Source organism: Mesorhizobium sp. M0715 (assembly GCF_040320355.1).
GTDB lineage: Bacteria > Pseudomonadota > Alphaproteobacteria > Rhizobiales > Rhizobiaceae > Mesorhizobium.
Genome location: NZ_JAMYPL010000023.1, coordinates 73894 through 87259 on the forward strand (window position 1 = coordinate 73894; position 13366 = coordinate 87259).

Annotated in this window: 11 protein-coding genes; all 11 read right to left on the reverse strand. The window is 63.3% G+C overall.

Annotation, left to right across the window (positions count from 1 at the left end; translation table 11 throughout):
- Positions 1-125: 125 nt before the first annotated feature.
- Entirely contained in the window at positions 126-896 is a 771-nt protein-coding gene (locus tag NKI21_RS24445; protein WP_023813322.1) for an exodeoxyribonuclease III, read from the reverse strand.
- A 4-nt stretch (positions 897-900) separates the two neighbouring features.
- Positions 901-1545 carry an alpha/beta hydrolase family protein gene (locus tag NKI21_RS24450; RefSeq protein WP_023813321.1) on the reverse strand — a complete coding sequence of 215 codons (645 nt, stop codon included), beginning with the start codon at positions 1543-1545 and terminating at the stop codon, positions 901-903.
- Positions 1546-1754: 209 nt separating this feature from the next.
- The gene (locus tag NKI21_RS24455; protein ID WP_352461288.1) at positions 1755-2870 is read right to left on the reverse strand and encodes a tetratricopeptide repeat protein; all 1116 of its coding nucleotides are present in this window, start codon (positions 2868-2870) and stop codon (positions 1755-1757) included.
- Positions 2867-3772: a non-homologous end joining protein Ku gene (gene ku, locus NKI21_RS24460; RefSeq protein ID WP_024501732.1), complete on the reverse strand. Its 906-nt coding sequence runs from the start codon at positions 3770-3772 to the stop codon at positions 2867-2869. Before ku ends, NKI21_RS24455 begins: the two co-directional genes overlap by 4 nt.
- A gap of 237 nt (positions 3773-4009) precedes the next feature.
- A complete protein-coding gene (gene ligD / locus NKI21_RS24465; protein WP_128305559.1) occupies positions 4010-6493 on the reverse strand; it encodes a DNA ligase D in 2484 nt (827 codons plus the stop codon).
- A gap of 45 nt (positions 6494-6538) precedes the next feature.
- Entirely contained in the window at positions 6539-6763 is a 225-nt protein-coding gene (locus NKI21_RS24470) for a hypothetical protein (RefSeq protein WP_023813316.1), read from the reverse strand.
- A 243-nt stretch (positions 6764-7006) separates the two neighbouring features.
- A complete protein-coding gene (locus NKI21_RS24475; RefSeq protein WP_352441840.1) occupies positions 7007-8170 on the reverse strand; it encodes a glycosyltransferase family 9 protein in 1164 nt (387 codons plus the stop codon).
- 109 nt (positions 8171-8279) lie between these two features.
- Positions 8280-9503: a GNAT family N-acetyltransferase gene (locus NKI21_RS24480; protein WP_352441841.1), complete on the reverse strand. Its 1224-nt coding sequence runs from the start codon at positions 9501-9503 to the stop codon at positions 8280-8282.
- A gap of 12 nt (positions 9504-9515) precedes the next feature.
- On the reverse strand, positions 9516-10745 hold the full coding sequence (locus NKI21_RS24485; protein ID WP_352441842.1) for a GNAT family N-acetyltransferase: 1230 nt from the start codon (positions 10743-10745) through the stop codon (positions 9516-9518).
- Between the two features lie 8 nt (positions 10746-10753).
- Complete coding sequence (locus NKI21_RS24490; protein ID WP_352441843.1) at positions 10754-12061, reverse strand: MATE family efflux transporter; 1308 nt, start codon at positions 12059-12061, stop codon at positions 10754-10756.
- Positions 12058-13224 (reverse strand): glycosyltransferase, encoded by a 1167-nt coding sequence (locus NKI21_RS24495; RefSeq protein WP_352441844.1) that lies wholly within the window; start codon positions 13222-13224, stop codon positions 12058-12060. Before NKI21_RS24495 ends, NKI21_RS24490 begins: the two co-directional genes overlap by 4 nt.
- Positions 13225-13366 lie beyond the last annotated feature (142 nt).

Genomic DNA, 13366 nt, shown 5'->3' on the forward strand with positions numbered 1-13366 from the left:
TGCCGACAGGTTATTGCATGTCGGCCAAAAGCGAACCCGGATTTGGGACAGCGACATGCATCGAGACAAAGACTTAAAGCGCGTTGCAGGAATCCGTTCAAGCGCGACGCATGAAAGCAGTCGCCTTACTTCAATTCCACCCACACCGGCGCATGGTCGCTGGCGCCGTCCTCGCCGCGCACGTCGCGGTCGATGCCGGCAACGGTCAGGCGGCGTGCCAGTTTCTTCGACAGCAGGATGTGATCGAGCCGGAGGCCCGCATCGCGCGGCCAGCGGTTGCGGCGATAGTCCCAGAATGTGTAGAGCGTTTCCTTCGGATGCTTCTTGCGCAGGGCATCAAGCCAACCCTGGTCGAGCAGGCGCTGGAACGACGCCCGGCTTTCCGGCTGCACCAGCGCGTTGTCCTCATAGGAGCGGGTGGGGTAGATATCGCGCGGCTCGGGCACGATGTTGTAGTCGCCGGCCAGCACCACCGGCAGGCCGGTGTCGAGCAACTGTTCGGCATGCACCTCCAGCCGCGCGTGCCAGGCGAGTTTGTAGGCGAATTTCGGGCCGGGCTGAGGATTGCCGTTCGGCGCATAGAGACAAGCGACGATGATGCCGTTCACCGCCGCCTCGATATAGCGGCTCTGCCTGTCGGCATCGTCGCCGGGCAAGGCATCGCGGGTCAGCACTGGCTCGGCACCCCGCGCCAGGATGGCAACACCGTTCCACGTCGGCTCGCCCTTCCACACCGCGCCATAGCCGGCCGCCGCCAATGCCGAGCGCGGAAACTGCATGTCGCGCGCCTTCAGTTCCTGCAGGCAGACGACATCGGGTTTTGCCGCAGCCAGCCAAGCCAGCAAATTTTCAAGCCGGCTGTTGATGTTGTTGATGTTGAAGGAGGCGATCTTCATCGCTTCAGGAAGCGATCCGACCCGACCACGCCTTCACCGTCTCGGCCAGCGTCTTCAGATGGTCGGCCGCCGAAAATCCCGAGATGCTCTTGCGTGGCTTGAGATCATGGTCGCCATCCTCCAGCCAGATAATCTCGATGCGGTCGGAAAGGCCATAAGTCGCAACCCCGTCCCTGGTGCCGAACTCGTCGCGCGTGCCCTGGAAGATCAGCGTCGGCGTCTTCAACCCGGCGAGGTGTTTTGTCCGCAATTGCTCGGGCTTGGCCGGCGGATGGAAGGGATAGCCGAGGCAGACCAGCCCTGAAATCTCGCCCTTGGCAAACATCTCGTCGGCGATCATGGAGGCGACGCGCCCGCCCATCGACTTGCCGCCGATGATCAGCGGTCCCGTCACGCCCTTTGCCCTGAGGTCGGCTATCGCCTTGATATATTCCGGGTTGACCGTCTCGGCCCGCGGCGGTGGCTTGCGGTGGCCGTAGCGGCGCGCGGCCATATAGTGGAATTCAAAGCGCGCGACCTGGAAGCCGGCCGCGGCCAGCGCCTTGGCGGTGGCGGTCATCGAGGGCGAATCCATCGACGCACCGGCGCCGTGGGCGAGCAGAATGGTGGTGGGCGCGGTGTCGGGACCGTCGAAGAGGAAGGCGGTCATGGGGCGGTCTCGCTGGAGAGGTCGAGTTCCGTCACACCCCCCTCTGTCCTGCCGGACATCTCCCCCGCAAGGGGGGAGATTGCGCGCTCAACCGCTTTCGCCAATCTCCCACTTTGCAAGAAGGAGCGGGACGCCCAAGCTTCCGATCTCCCCCCTTGCGGGGGAGATGGCCGGTAGGCCAGAGGGGGGTGTTCAAGCGCCAGCATCACTCACCCCGCCGCCCGCGCCAGCTGCAGATCCACGAACTGCACGCCCTTGGCTGCAACCCGTGCCCATTCGGACTCCGCGTCGAGTTCGAGATACCGCGCCCATAGCCGGCGCGCCTCCAGCAGATTGCCGGCGTCGAATTCCAGCCGGGCCAGATTGAACACCGGATCGGCATAGGTCTTGTCGAGCGCGATCGCTTTCTGCAGGTGCCTTCGCGCCGAGGCTTCGCGACCTTGCTCGCTCATCAGTCCGGCCAGGTTGAACCACGCCTCGACGAAGGCCGGGTCGAGTTTTATCGCATTGATATAGTCGTGCGCGGCGTCCGCCGCGTGGCCGCCGGCGCGCAGGCAGTTGGCGCGGTTGAAGGCGGCAATCGCATCGCTCGGATCGATGGCCAGGCAGCGCTGGTAGAGCGCGGCGGCCCCATCATGGTCGCCCTGCTCCTCCGCCGCTTCCGCCTCCGCGAACAACTCCTCTAGCGTGTCGTCACCCTCTGCCCCGGCTGTTCCGAGATCGAACAGCAACTGCCCATCGAGTTCGCTCTGGCCGCCTTCGAGATAGATGGCATCGGCGCGCCCATGCTGCGAACCGACATTGAGCGACTTGGCGGTCAGCGACGCCACCGGGCCGGAGCGGTGGACGGAGCGCGCGATCGCCCCCCATGTCGCGCCGCCGGCGATGAGCCCGGCATATTTGCGCGCCAGGATCAGGTCGCGGAAGGAATAAGGTTCTGAGTCATGCTCGAACGCATCGAACAGCGACAAAAAATCGAGGTCGGAGCCTGATAGCCGCGACTGATCGATCAGCGATTGCCGCGACAGCGAAGACGCTTCCGGTGTCTTCATCAGTCCGAGAAGGCGCAGGAATCCGTTCTCGCTGATCAGCGTTCGTCCGGCCGCGCGCTCGGCGGCGACACGGCGTTCGATCTCGGCATCGCCGTTTTTGACGAGGCCTGCCCTGGCGAGAAGTGTCCGGCCGAAGACGACATGCGTGGTGCGCCTGGTGATACCGCGCCGCAGCTGGCCGTGTCGGCGTTCCACTTCCCGCGCAGCCAGCCTGAGCGGAAAAGCCGCCAGCGCGCCTATCGTGCCAAAAACAGCGCCGGTCGGTGCCGTCATTTCTTGCTCTTGCCGACCGCCTTCAGCAGATTGGCCTTCAACGGATTTTCAGCAGCACCACCCGCTGCCGCCTTCTTCGCGGCGGGCTTGGCAACCTCGTCGGCCTTGCTTTTCGACTTGGCCGGCGGCTTCGATTGCGACAGGCTCGCTTTGAGCGCATCCATCAGATTGATGACATTACCGCGCTCGGGTGCCGCCGCGATGATCGGCTTGTGGCCTTTCAGCTTCTCGCGGATCATCGTCATGAGTGCCGCCTCGTAGCGGTCCTCATAGTTCTTCGGATCGAAGGTGGTTTCCTTCTGCTTGATCAGTGCTTCGGCGAGCTGCAGCATTTCGGGATCGGGCTTGCCGGCTGGGATGTTGCCGAAATATTCAGCTGTGCCACGCACTTCGTTCGGATTCCTCAAGGTGCACACGAACATGCCGTTCTCGCGCGCGCCGATCGTCACCACCCGCTCGCGGCTCGACAGCACCAGGCGTGCGATCGCCAGCTTGCCGGATTTGCGCATGGCTTCGCGCAGCACGGCGAAGGTCTCCTCCGCCATCGCGCCGTCAGGCGCCATGTAGTAGGGCGCGTCCTGATAGATGACGTCGACCTCGTCCTCGTCGACGAAGGCCTCGATGTTCATCGTGTGATTGGATTCGATGCGCACCGCATCGAGGTCGGCATCATCTATGATGATGTACTGCTTGTCCTCGTATTCATAGCCCTTGACCAGATCAGCACGCTCGACGAGCCCCAATTCGGGGTCGACCGGTTTCATGTTGATGCGGTTGTGGGTCTTCTTATGCAACTGGTTGAACGAGATGCGCTCGCTGGCGCTGGTGGCGGGATATAACCGCACCGGACAGCTGACCAGACTGAGTTTAAGGTAACCTTTCCAACTTGCCCTGGGCGCCATGAAACACTCCTACGCGGCCATGCACTGACATTCACTGCAGCGCTTTTCGTCCGAAGGACGAACGAGGCTGCGCAAATCCTACACCGACCCCGCACAATACAGGCAAATCCCTGACGAAATCTTCCGCCACGTCTTTGAGGTCGTGGCGGAGAGAATAATTCAAATTGTCGGAAGCGTCGATGGCGTTGGGTTCCTCGCCCCGCAACGCTCTCCCCCATTTCATGGGGGCCGAGGAACCTAGTTCTTCAAGGTCGGCAAATCCCGCGCGAACTCGTCGATCTCGGCCCACGGATCGCCCGACGTCGCCAGCAGCCCCGGCAGGGAGGAATAGTTCAGATCCTGCGGCGCATCGATGGATTCGAGGTCGCTCCAACTGACCGGCGTCGAGGCCGGCAGATTGGTGCGGGCGCGCAGCGAGTAAGGTGCTGCCGAGGTGTGGCCGCGCGCATTGCGGTGATAATCGATGAAGATGCGCTTCTTGCGGTTGTCCTTGCCCATGGTGGTGGTGAAGGTGTCAGGCGCCGTTGCCGCCAGATGCGTGGCGATCGCGCTGGTCGCCTGGTGGAGCTTCTTCCAGTTCTGCGCGCCCGTCACCGGCACCGTGATGTGGATGCCGCTGCCGCCGGAGGTCTTGGCGAACGGTACCAGCCCCAGGCGCTCCAATTCGCCCTTGATGTGCACGGCGGCCTCGACCACCTCGCGCCATGAAATCCCCTCGCCCGGATCGAGGTCGAGGACGATCTGGTCGGGCCTGTCGAGGCTGGTGCGGTGGGTGCCCCAGGTGTGGAACTCGACGACGCCGAACTGCGCCAGCGCCAGATACCCTTTCGCGCCTTCGACCGAGAGATAGGATTTGGTCTCGCCCTCGGAATTCGTCGCGTCGAATGTCACCACTGAGGGCGGCATGCCGGTGAAGGCGTGGCGCTGGAAGAAGCAATCCTTCGGCAGGCCGGTCGGGCAGCGCACCAGCGACACCGGCCGGCCGAGGATGTGCGGCAGCATGAAGTCGCCGACCAGCGCGTAATAGACCGCGATGTCGAGCTTGGTCGGGCCGGTCTTGCCGAACAGCCGGCGCGTCGGGTTGGTCACCCAGATTGTGGCAAGGTCGGCCTCGGCGATCAGCCGCTTGCGTTTGGACGAGACCGGCGTCGACAGGTCGACATCCCTCAAACCACGGAAGACGCCGTGGCGCAGCGCATTGTCTGAGGTGCGGTTGGCGTAATGAATGCGCGCCGACAGCAGCGGCCGCACCCAGTTCATCTCGCGCATGATTTCGCGCGGGACACCCTCGGGCGGGGTGGCGCCTTCCCGCAGCGGCTCCAGCCTGGCGAGCAACTCACCGGCGGTGGCGGCATCGAAACCGGTGCCGACCTTGCCGCGATAATGCAATTCACCACCCTCGAACTCTGCCATGCCGAGCGCCGCCAGCCCTTCGGCCGCATCGGAGATGGTGAAGCCGGCGATGACGAAGTCGTCCGACAGCAGTGCCTTGGTCTTGGTCCAGCTTTTGGTTCGGCCGCTCTGATAGATGGCCGTGGCGCGCTTTGAGACGACACCCTCCAGCCCAAGTTCCGACACCTGGTCGTAGAGCCCCTGCCCTGAACCTTCGACATGGTCGGAGAACTGGATGGCGGAATTGGCGCCGAGGCCCGACAGCATCTGCGCCAGCAGCGCCTTGCGCCGGACCAGCGGCGCCTTGGTCAGGTCCCAGCCGTCGAGGTGGAGAAGATCGAAGGCGTAAAAATGGAGATTGCTGCCGGCGCCCTCGGCCAGCGCATCCTGCAGCAGCGCGAAGCGGCTGATGCCCCGGGCGTCGAGCACCACGATCTCGCCGTCGATGATGGCATCGCGGCAGGGCAGCTTGGCGAACGCATGCGGCAGGTCGCCATAGCGCTTCGTCCAGTCGATGCCGCCACGGGTGATCAGCTTGACGACGCCGCCAGTGAGATGCGCCATGGTGCGGTAGCCGTCGAATTTGATCTCGTGCAGCCAGACTTGTTGGGTGTCGTCGCCATCGGGTGGTTTTGGCACCTGCGTCGCCAGTTGCGGCTCGATACGGGCAAGCATGGGAGCCTTGAACACGCCCGGCAGCGTGCCGGGCTTCAGCGATCCCTGTCTGGGCGCGGGTTTGGTGGCGGGCTTCGCCGGCGCCGCCAGTTCCTCGATGCGCAATCCGGATTTGACGCTTTCCGGCCGGGCCGTGAGGATGTCAAGCGCGGTGTCGGCGGCGAGGTCGCGTTCCTTGAACAGCAGCCAGTTCTTCTTGTTCTCATCTTCGCCGGGTTTCGGCTTCAGCCGGGTCAGCATCCAGCCGCCATTGAGCTTGTCGCCGGCCAGCCGGAACTTGAAGGCGCCGGTTCGCAAGCTCTTTTCGACGTCGTCCATCGGCGCCCATGTGCCGGTATCCCAGACGATCATCGGCCCGCCGCCATACTCGCCCTCGGGAATGACACCCTCAAAGTCGATATATTCGAGCGGATGATCCTCGGTCTCGACCGCCAGCCTCTTGTCGGCCGGATTGAGCGAAGGCCCGCGCGGCACCGCCCAGCTCTTCAAGACATCGCCGACCTGCAGGCGCAGATCATAATGGTCAGCGGTGGCGTGGTGCTTGTGGACGACGAAGCGGTTGCCGTCGCTGCTGACGAGCCCGCCAACCGGTTCCGGCGTCTTGGCGAATTCGCGTTTGGCGCGATAGGCTTTGAGCTTTGGTGGAGTCGTCATCGCCAGGATCGAAGCACGGCGGCCAGGAACAAGCCAGTCACGCTCTCAATCGTCAGCGGCCGGCGTCAACTCGAGCTCCGCCGGCGACAGTCCTTGCTGCAGCTGGCTCAGCCGGAATTCGTCGACCCAATAGGCCTCGCCGTCGACCAGAACCCGGGCCTGGTAGGTGCCTGCCGAAAAACGCTGCGCGGTGATGTAGACCTTGTGACGATCGAGCGCCTTGCGCACCGCGGCGCGCTTGGAATTCTGACCTGTGACGGGACTGAACATGACACTGCCCTCGGTCGCCCCAGACACAAAACGCGGCCGCTGCCGGCAGCCTGACGACTGGGGTCAAGGATGGCGGAGACGCGCCGTCCTGTCAATTTCGCGGACAGCGCAGGATGCGGCCCGGTTAAATTTACCAATCTTTTGAATATGCTTGGGCCTTGGCCTGAATCAAGACGTGAAGCACACGAAGATGAACTGTGCACCACCACGCCGCCAAAACTAGCGTCCGTCGCTGCCGCTCTGCTACGCGGCCGGCGTGCCCGAATGAGCAGATTTTTGAACTTCCGTGCCGATGAGATCGAGTGTCGCCGCCGCAACATCGGCAACCTGGAGCCGCTGGACGCAATAGACCCCACCGGCGTTGTTTTCTTTACACAAACCTGGAGCGATGCATGGGCAAGGCATGGGCGGCTGGAGCGTCCGGTTGGGGACACCGAATGGGCCCCATTGCTCAGGCGACGTCAGACCGTACAGCCCCACCGCTGGAGTTCCGACAGAGGCCGCGATGTGCATCGGGCCGCTCTCATTGCCAAGAAAGATCGACGCTTCGGCCAACAATGCTGTCAAGACCTCAAGCGAGGCTTTTCCGACGACACTTGCGACCGGCGATGCTGCCACTTCAAGGATCCTTTGCGCGGCAAGCCCTTCATCCGGCCCACCAACGAGCAGGGATCGCAGCCCGGTTTTGGCGTATACCTCATCGATGACCGCAGCAAAATGTTGCGGCGGCCAGCAACGGCCTTCAAACCTCGCGCCGGCATGCACGGCCACATAGGACTTCTTCGCCAAAGCGTTTTCCGCAAGAAGCCTGGCACACTCTTCCTGGGCAGTCCTGGTCGGCTCCAGCCGAGGCGTTGGATCCTGATAATCCAACCCGAGGGCGCTGAGTGGAGACAGGTTCCTGTAGAGATAATGCGGTCCGCCATGTCCGAAGGTCGCGGCGAGCACGTTTGCAAGCTGGATTTCCCAGAACTTCATCGGATGCTCGGAAGGATCGAAGCCGACGCGAAGTGGAGCCCCGATCAAGCGATGCATGATCCGCGAGGTTTTTGAATCGGTAAGGTCGATGCTAAGATCGAATTTCCGACGCCGCAGATCAGAGATGACGCCACGATGGTCGCTCAAACGCTTGAGCAGAGTCCTTCCTCTGCCACGGGATTCAAAGCCAACGGCAACATCGGCGATCCCTTGCGCGACGATGAACTGCTTGAGACCCGGCGCACAAAGCATGGTCACCGATGCTTGCGGATAAGAAAGACGCAGATTGCGAACCAAAGCAGATGTCAGAACGACATCTCCAATGTACTTCGTTTGAATAATGAGGATGGAACGAATCCCATCTCCTAAACTTGCATCCATCGATATGATCTGCCGAAAACGCCAACTTAAAAAATCTGCCGAGGACACTCATTTCTGAACGGCAAGCGGCGCTTTCAGATATAGAGCCAACCAACCCAGTCAACAAGCTTGCCGGCCTTGGTGCCTCCTTGCATCGGTCGTCGGCAAACGCTCGTACTCAGTCCTTCAATCGCCGCAAGCGGCGCGTCAGGCCCTGGACGGCCTTGAGCAGCCGGGGACGCGACCGCGTCATGCCTTCGACCCGGCTGCGCAGCAAAATGGCTGCGTTCGCAGCTCTGCCCCGCACCGTCACCGGTTCGCAGATCTCGGCCAGTACCGAGCTCGAGGCACCGATATGTCGCTTGTAGCCCTGGCCGCCGACCGACAGGTCGAAATAGTCGAAGCCCCGCTCGCATCCCCACATCATCAGCTTGCCCATCGTCGTCAGGCCGGGTGAGACATTGGCGACCGCATTCTGGTCGATGCCGAGCAGGAGGGCGTGAAGTGTGCCTTTTCTCACCAGCACATAGATGGAGGCAAGCCAGGCTTCACCGACGCGTAGTCCGAAGAGCCGCACCGATCCGTTGGATAGGCCTTGCAGCGCCGCGGCGCGGTAGAAATCGACGACCGGCGCCTGCGTCAGAAGGTCGAAACGTCCGAGCTCACGAAAACGCTTGAGCCGCAGTTCCAGCAGTGCATCCAGGAGCTCCTCGGTCAGGTCAGGCGTATCGGCCTCGACCAAAGCGAGGCCACCAAGCTGTTCGAAGCCGCGGCAATGCTTGCGGAAGGCCTTGGCGAAGGACGGCTTGCAGATTCGCTTGATGAGCGTCTCCGGATCGCCATGCAGGACGAGGCCGGAGGTGACCTGGATGGAGTCGCGCGCCACCGAAAGCAATGCCAGCGGATTGGCCACGCCGTGGACCTGCTGCGGAATTCCCGCGATATGGATGCGATCCGCCGATGGCAGCACGGCACGGACCGCTGCCCACATGGCGTCGGCACTCTGCCTGGTCCACGCTCTCCCATCCGCCAGCAGCGGCACCGCGTAGTCGCACACGCGGCAGCTCAGCCATTCGATCACGTGGTGGCCGAGAGCCCGGCGCCGCATCAGCGGCAGCAGCATGGCCGGCGCGCCGGTCACGGCGTCACTCACCTCGACGAGGACCAGATCCGCGTCTTTGGGCATCAGCCGTGCGGCGATTCCTTCGACCCAGGCATAATGCTGGTGGGCAGTGCAGACGCCGTGAGCTTCAAGGAGCAGCCATAGCAGCCTTACGGTGTCGAAGCTGGTGTGCAGCCGAGCCGTGAAGTGCGCGGTTGCATCAACGTTGGCGACAGTCGGGGAAAACGGCCCACCGGCCAAATCCCCTATCGGAGTCGTTCCCGCCGCGTAGCTTGCCACATGCTTCTCCCGTCATTCTGATCCCCCACGCAGGCGCCGCAAACCCCGCATCAGTCCCTGGAGCCTCTTCAGCAGCCGAGGTTTGGAGCGCACGAACACCTCGGCCCGGTTGCGGATCTCGATGGCTGCGCTCACGGCGCTGCCTCGCACCGTAATCCCGTGGCAAAGCTCGCGCAGGCCCGAGCCCAAGGCACCCATATGTTCCTTATAACTCTGGTTGCCTACCGACAGGTCGAAATAATTGAAATCGCGCCCGCGCGCCCAGCTCATCAACTTGCCCATGATCAGAAGTCCCGGCGAGACATTGGGCACCGCGCCCTGATCGATTGAGATCAGCAGAGCATGAACGGTGACTTGATGGATCAGCAGGTATTGGACCGCGATAAGAGCTTCACCCACACGCAACCCGAAGAGCCGCACCGACCCATCCGACAGGCCCTCGAGAGCGGCGTTTCGATAGAAGTCGACAACCGCCGCCTGCGTCAGCAGGTCGAAGCGGCCCAGTTCGCGAAAGCGGCTGAGCCGCATCCGGACCAGGCCGCCGAAGATGACCTCCACCAGGGCCGGCGTGTTGGCTTCGACCAGTTCCACGCCGCCAAGCCGTTCGAGGCGACGCCAGTCCTTGTTGAAAGCCTTGACGAAGGATGGCCGGCATAGGCGCTTGAGGACGGTTTCCGGGTCGCCGTCGATGGCGAGGCCGAAGCTGGTATGCAGGGAATCGCGCGTGGCCGCGAGCAAGGCCAGCGGATTGGCGACGCCGCTGATCGATTGCGGAATTCCCGTGATCTGGATGCGGTCCGCCGGCGGCAGCACGGAACGCACCGCGGCCCACGCGGCCTGCGCCGATTGCGTCGTCCACGGGCTGGCATCGGCCAGCAGCGGTGCCGAATAGTCGCAAACGCCACAGCTCAGCCATTCGATCACCCGATGGCGGAAGGCCGGTCGCCGTATCAGCGGCACCAGCATTCGCGGCGCGCCCGTCACGGCATCGTTTACCTCCACGATGAGCAGTTCCGCACCTTCCGGCATCAGCCGCGCGACGATCCCCTCGGCCCAGGCATAATTCTGGTGAGCGGTGCACACACCGTCCGCCTGGAGGCGCAGCCAGAGCGGCCTCACCGCTTCCAGGCTGGTGTGGAGCCGCGCCGTGTAGGCATCGTTGGCGACGACGATGGCCGGATGGGAGGACTGGCCATCGGGCGAGCCGGTCACCGCAGCAATTTGCACCGCCTGGACTGCCATGTTTTTTCCTATCGCTTTGCCGTAGCGAACGGCAGCGTGCGCCGCCACGCGCCCAACCGGCTGTCGCGCGCCTCGTCGGGATGCTCGATATTCCACATGCGGTGATGCGCGAAATACCACGATGCCACGAGCACGAACATCTCCGAGACGGCGGAACCCAACAACGCCCACGGCGGAGACGCGATTGCCAGCAGGGCCGCGATCAGCGCCAGCCCGACGACCGCGCCGCCCGTCGTGGTGAACGCGACGATCCGAAAATCGCCGAGTATCTCAAGCACGATGCGGGGCATGATGTAGAGCATGATCGGGACAAAATTCGCGATCACGAAAAGTCCGATGAACCAGATCGAAGCGTCCTGGAGAGCCTGAGATTTTATCATCGGCAGGACGAACATGATCGCACATCCATAAGCAAGGCCGCCGAGCCCCATGACGAGCGCCCAGATCTTGGCCTGCGTCCAGACACGGCCTGTTTCATTGTTCCGCATCAGCCTGGCGAGATCCGGCTGCGTCATGTTGACGAACGCAAGGCTGATGATGCGCAGCGGAGCAAACAGCACCAGAACCGCCGCCAGAGGTGCGTAGGCGGCAGGACCGGCAATGCCGGCGACCAGCAGCGCCAGACATTGACCCTGGATGTTGGTGGTGGTCGCGCTGAATGCCGACCAGCGCAGCTGGGGCCAGAGCCTGACATAGCGTCGCCGCGTCGGCATGCGGAAGCTGATGCGAAGCGAGCGCCGAGCCAGCCGGACCAGGACGAAAATGCCGAACACATTTGCCGCGGCTAGTGCATAGAACACGGTCTGCAGCGGGTCTTGGACCAACCAGATCGACAGCCCGGTCAGGACACAGCCGGCGACTGTAAAAGCGCCATCGCTGACGGAGACGACAACCTGCTGGCGCCGTGCGAAGAAAGCCGTGCGCATATGGCTGCGCAACGACCAGGCACCGACGAAGCAGCCGGCGGCAATTCCGCTTGGATCGCCAAGAACATGCATCAGGACTGCCGTGCCGACGGCCATCAGCAAAGCCACGATCAGCGCCGCCGTTCCGAACGCCACGTCATAGGTGTCGACGCCGGCGCTGTTGGTGCTCTTGCTCATCCAGATGCTGGCGGGAACGGCGGTGAGCGACCTGATATAGGACAGGCCGACACCACCCATCACCATGCCGATGGCGAAGAGGCCGTAGCCCTGCGCCGACAGCATGTGCAACAGCATGATGTTGAGGGCAAAATGAAAGCCGCTCTGCATCGCCTCGCCGCCGATCATCAGCACGAGGCGTCGAACCAGATGGCTCGGAAACGCTAGTTTCACGGCCGCGTCTCCGCTTCGCGGGCGGCAGGCACCCTGCCCGGCCGCGCGATGGTGGTCAGCTTGTCGGCGGCGATCGCGGTGATCGCCGCGGCCGCGACCGGCTCGCTGAAGATTGCCTCGTAGCGCGCGCGCCCGGCAGCGACAAACCCGCGCCAGGCCTCAGGGGCGAGGATGATCTCCTGCAATTTCGCGCCAAGAGCTGCTGCGTCGCCGGGCGGAACATGCCAGCCGGTCTCCCCGTCGCTGACCACTTCCACCAGCCCGCCGATCGCCGACACAAGTGGCGGCCGGCCGTAAGCCATCGCCTCTATGGCGACGCGGCCCAGCGATTCCGGACGCCGCGACGGCACGGTGACGATATCGGCCCAGCGATAATGCTCCGAAGGGTCGGGAATGAAAGGCAGGACTCTGACGCGCCCGGTAAGCCCCATGGTTTCGACCAGTTCGGCAAGCGCATGCTCGCGCTCAGTGCTTTCGAAGGCGCCGCCGACCAGCCGCACCTCGATCCTCGCCTGGAGTTCCGCCGGCATCGAGGCGATCGCCTCCAGCAGGATTTCCTGCCCCTTGATCCGGTTGATACGGCCAAGCAGCAGCACCCGCAATGGGCGCTTGCCGTCATACGTCATCGGTTCGATCGCCGCCGGCCCGGCAACACCGTTGTAGACGACATACGCACGCGCCGCCTTTGGATCACCAAAGGCGGCGCGTGTCGCGTGTGAATTGAAGATCAGATCCGCGTGGCTCCAGCGCATCAGGCCGACAAGTACCCTGCGCATGGCGCCTTCGGGGATTTCGTGGATGTGCAGGACGGCTTTGTGGGGAAGAAGGCGTGCGGCCAGCGCGTAGTCGGCCACGATCGAGGTGTTGACATAGACGAGGTCGCAATCCTTGAGGCGCCGCCACGCCCTGAACACGGCAACCGGCAATCGCGCCATCTCAACGGTCGCAAGGCGCGCAATGGCCTGGCGCCTCAGCACCCAGAGCGGTTCGAAGACGATCCGGCTGGCATGCGCTTCCAGAATCCGCACGATCGGCCCGCTACGCGGCAAAACCACTTCGATGTCGGCCGACGGAAACGCGGCGCGCAGCGCGGCAACGCTCTCCGCGAAGCTTCGATCAGAACCATAGAGTTCATAACCCTGATGAACGCAGGCAATCCGCATCTTTATATCCCGCCGGGTGCTACAACCATCGCGCTGGGCGATTGTGGCAGAAGCCCGTCCGCAAGAATCATGCCTGGTTCGATACGCCCGACTGCCGGCCGTACGCCCCAGGCATTGCTTCGTTTCGATACAGCTACGCACA

Coding starts and splice junctions, on each gene's coding strand:
- NKI21_RS24445 (WP_023813322.1), bottom strand. CDS start 896: ATGAAGATCGCCTCCTTCAACATCAACAACATCAACAGCCGGCTTGAA.
- NKI21_RS24450 (WP_023813321.1), bottom strand. CDS start 1,545: ATGACCGCCTTCCTCTTCGACGGTCCCGACACCGCGCCCACCACCATT.
- NKI21_RS24455 (WP_352461288.1), bottom strand. CDS start 2,870: ATGACGGCACCGACCGGCGCTGTTTTTGGCACGATAGGCGCGCTGGCG.
- ku (WP_024501732.1), bottom strand. CDS start 3,772: ATGGCGCCCAGGGCAAGTTGGAAAGGTTACCTTAAACTCAGTCTGGTC.
- ligD (WP_128305559.1), bottom strand. CDS start 6,493: ATGACGACTCCACCAAAGCTCAAAGCCTATCGCGCCAAACGCGAATTC.
- NKI21_RS24470 (WP_023813316.1), bottom strand. CDS start 6,763: ATGTTCAGTCCCGTCACAGGTCAGAATTCCAAGCGCGCCGCGGTGCGC.
- NKI21_RS24485 (WP_352441842.1), bottom strand. CDS start 10,745: ATGGCAGTCCAGGCGGTGCAAATTGCTGCGGTGACCGGCTCGCCCGAT.
- NKI21_RS24495 (WP_352441844.1), bottom strand. CDS start 13,224: ATGCGGATTGCCTGCGTTCATCAGGGTTATGAACTCTATGGTTCTGAT.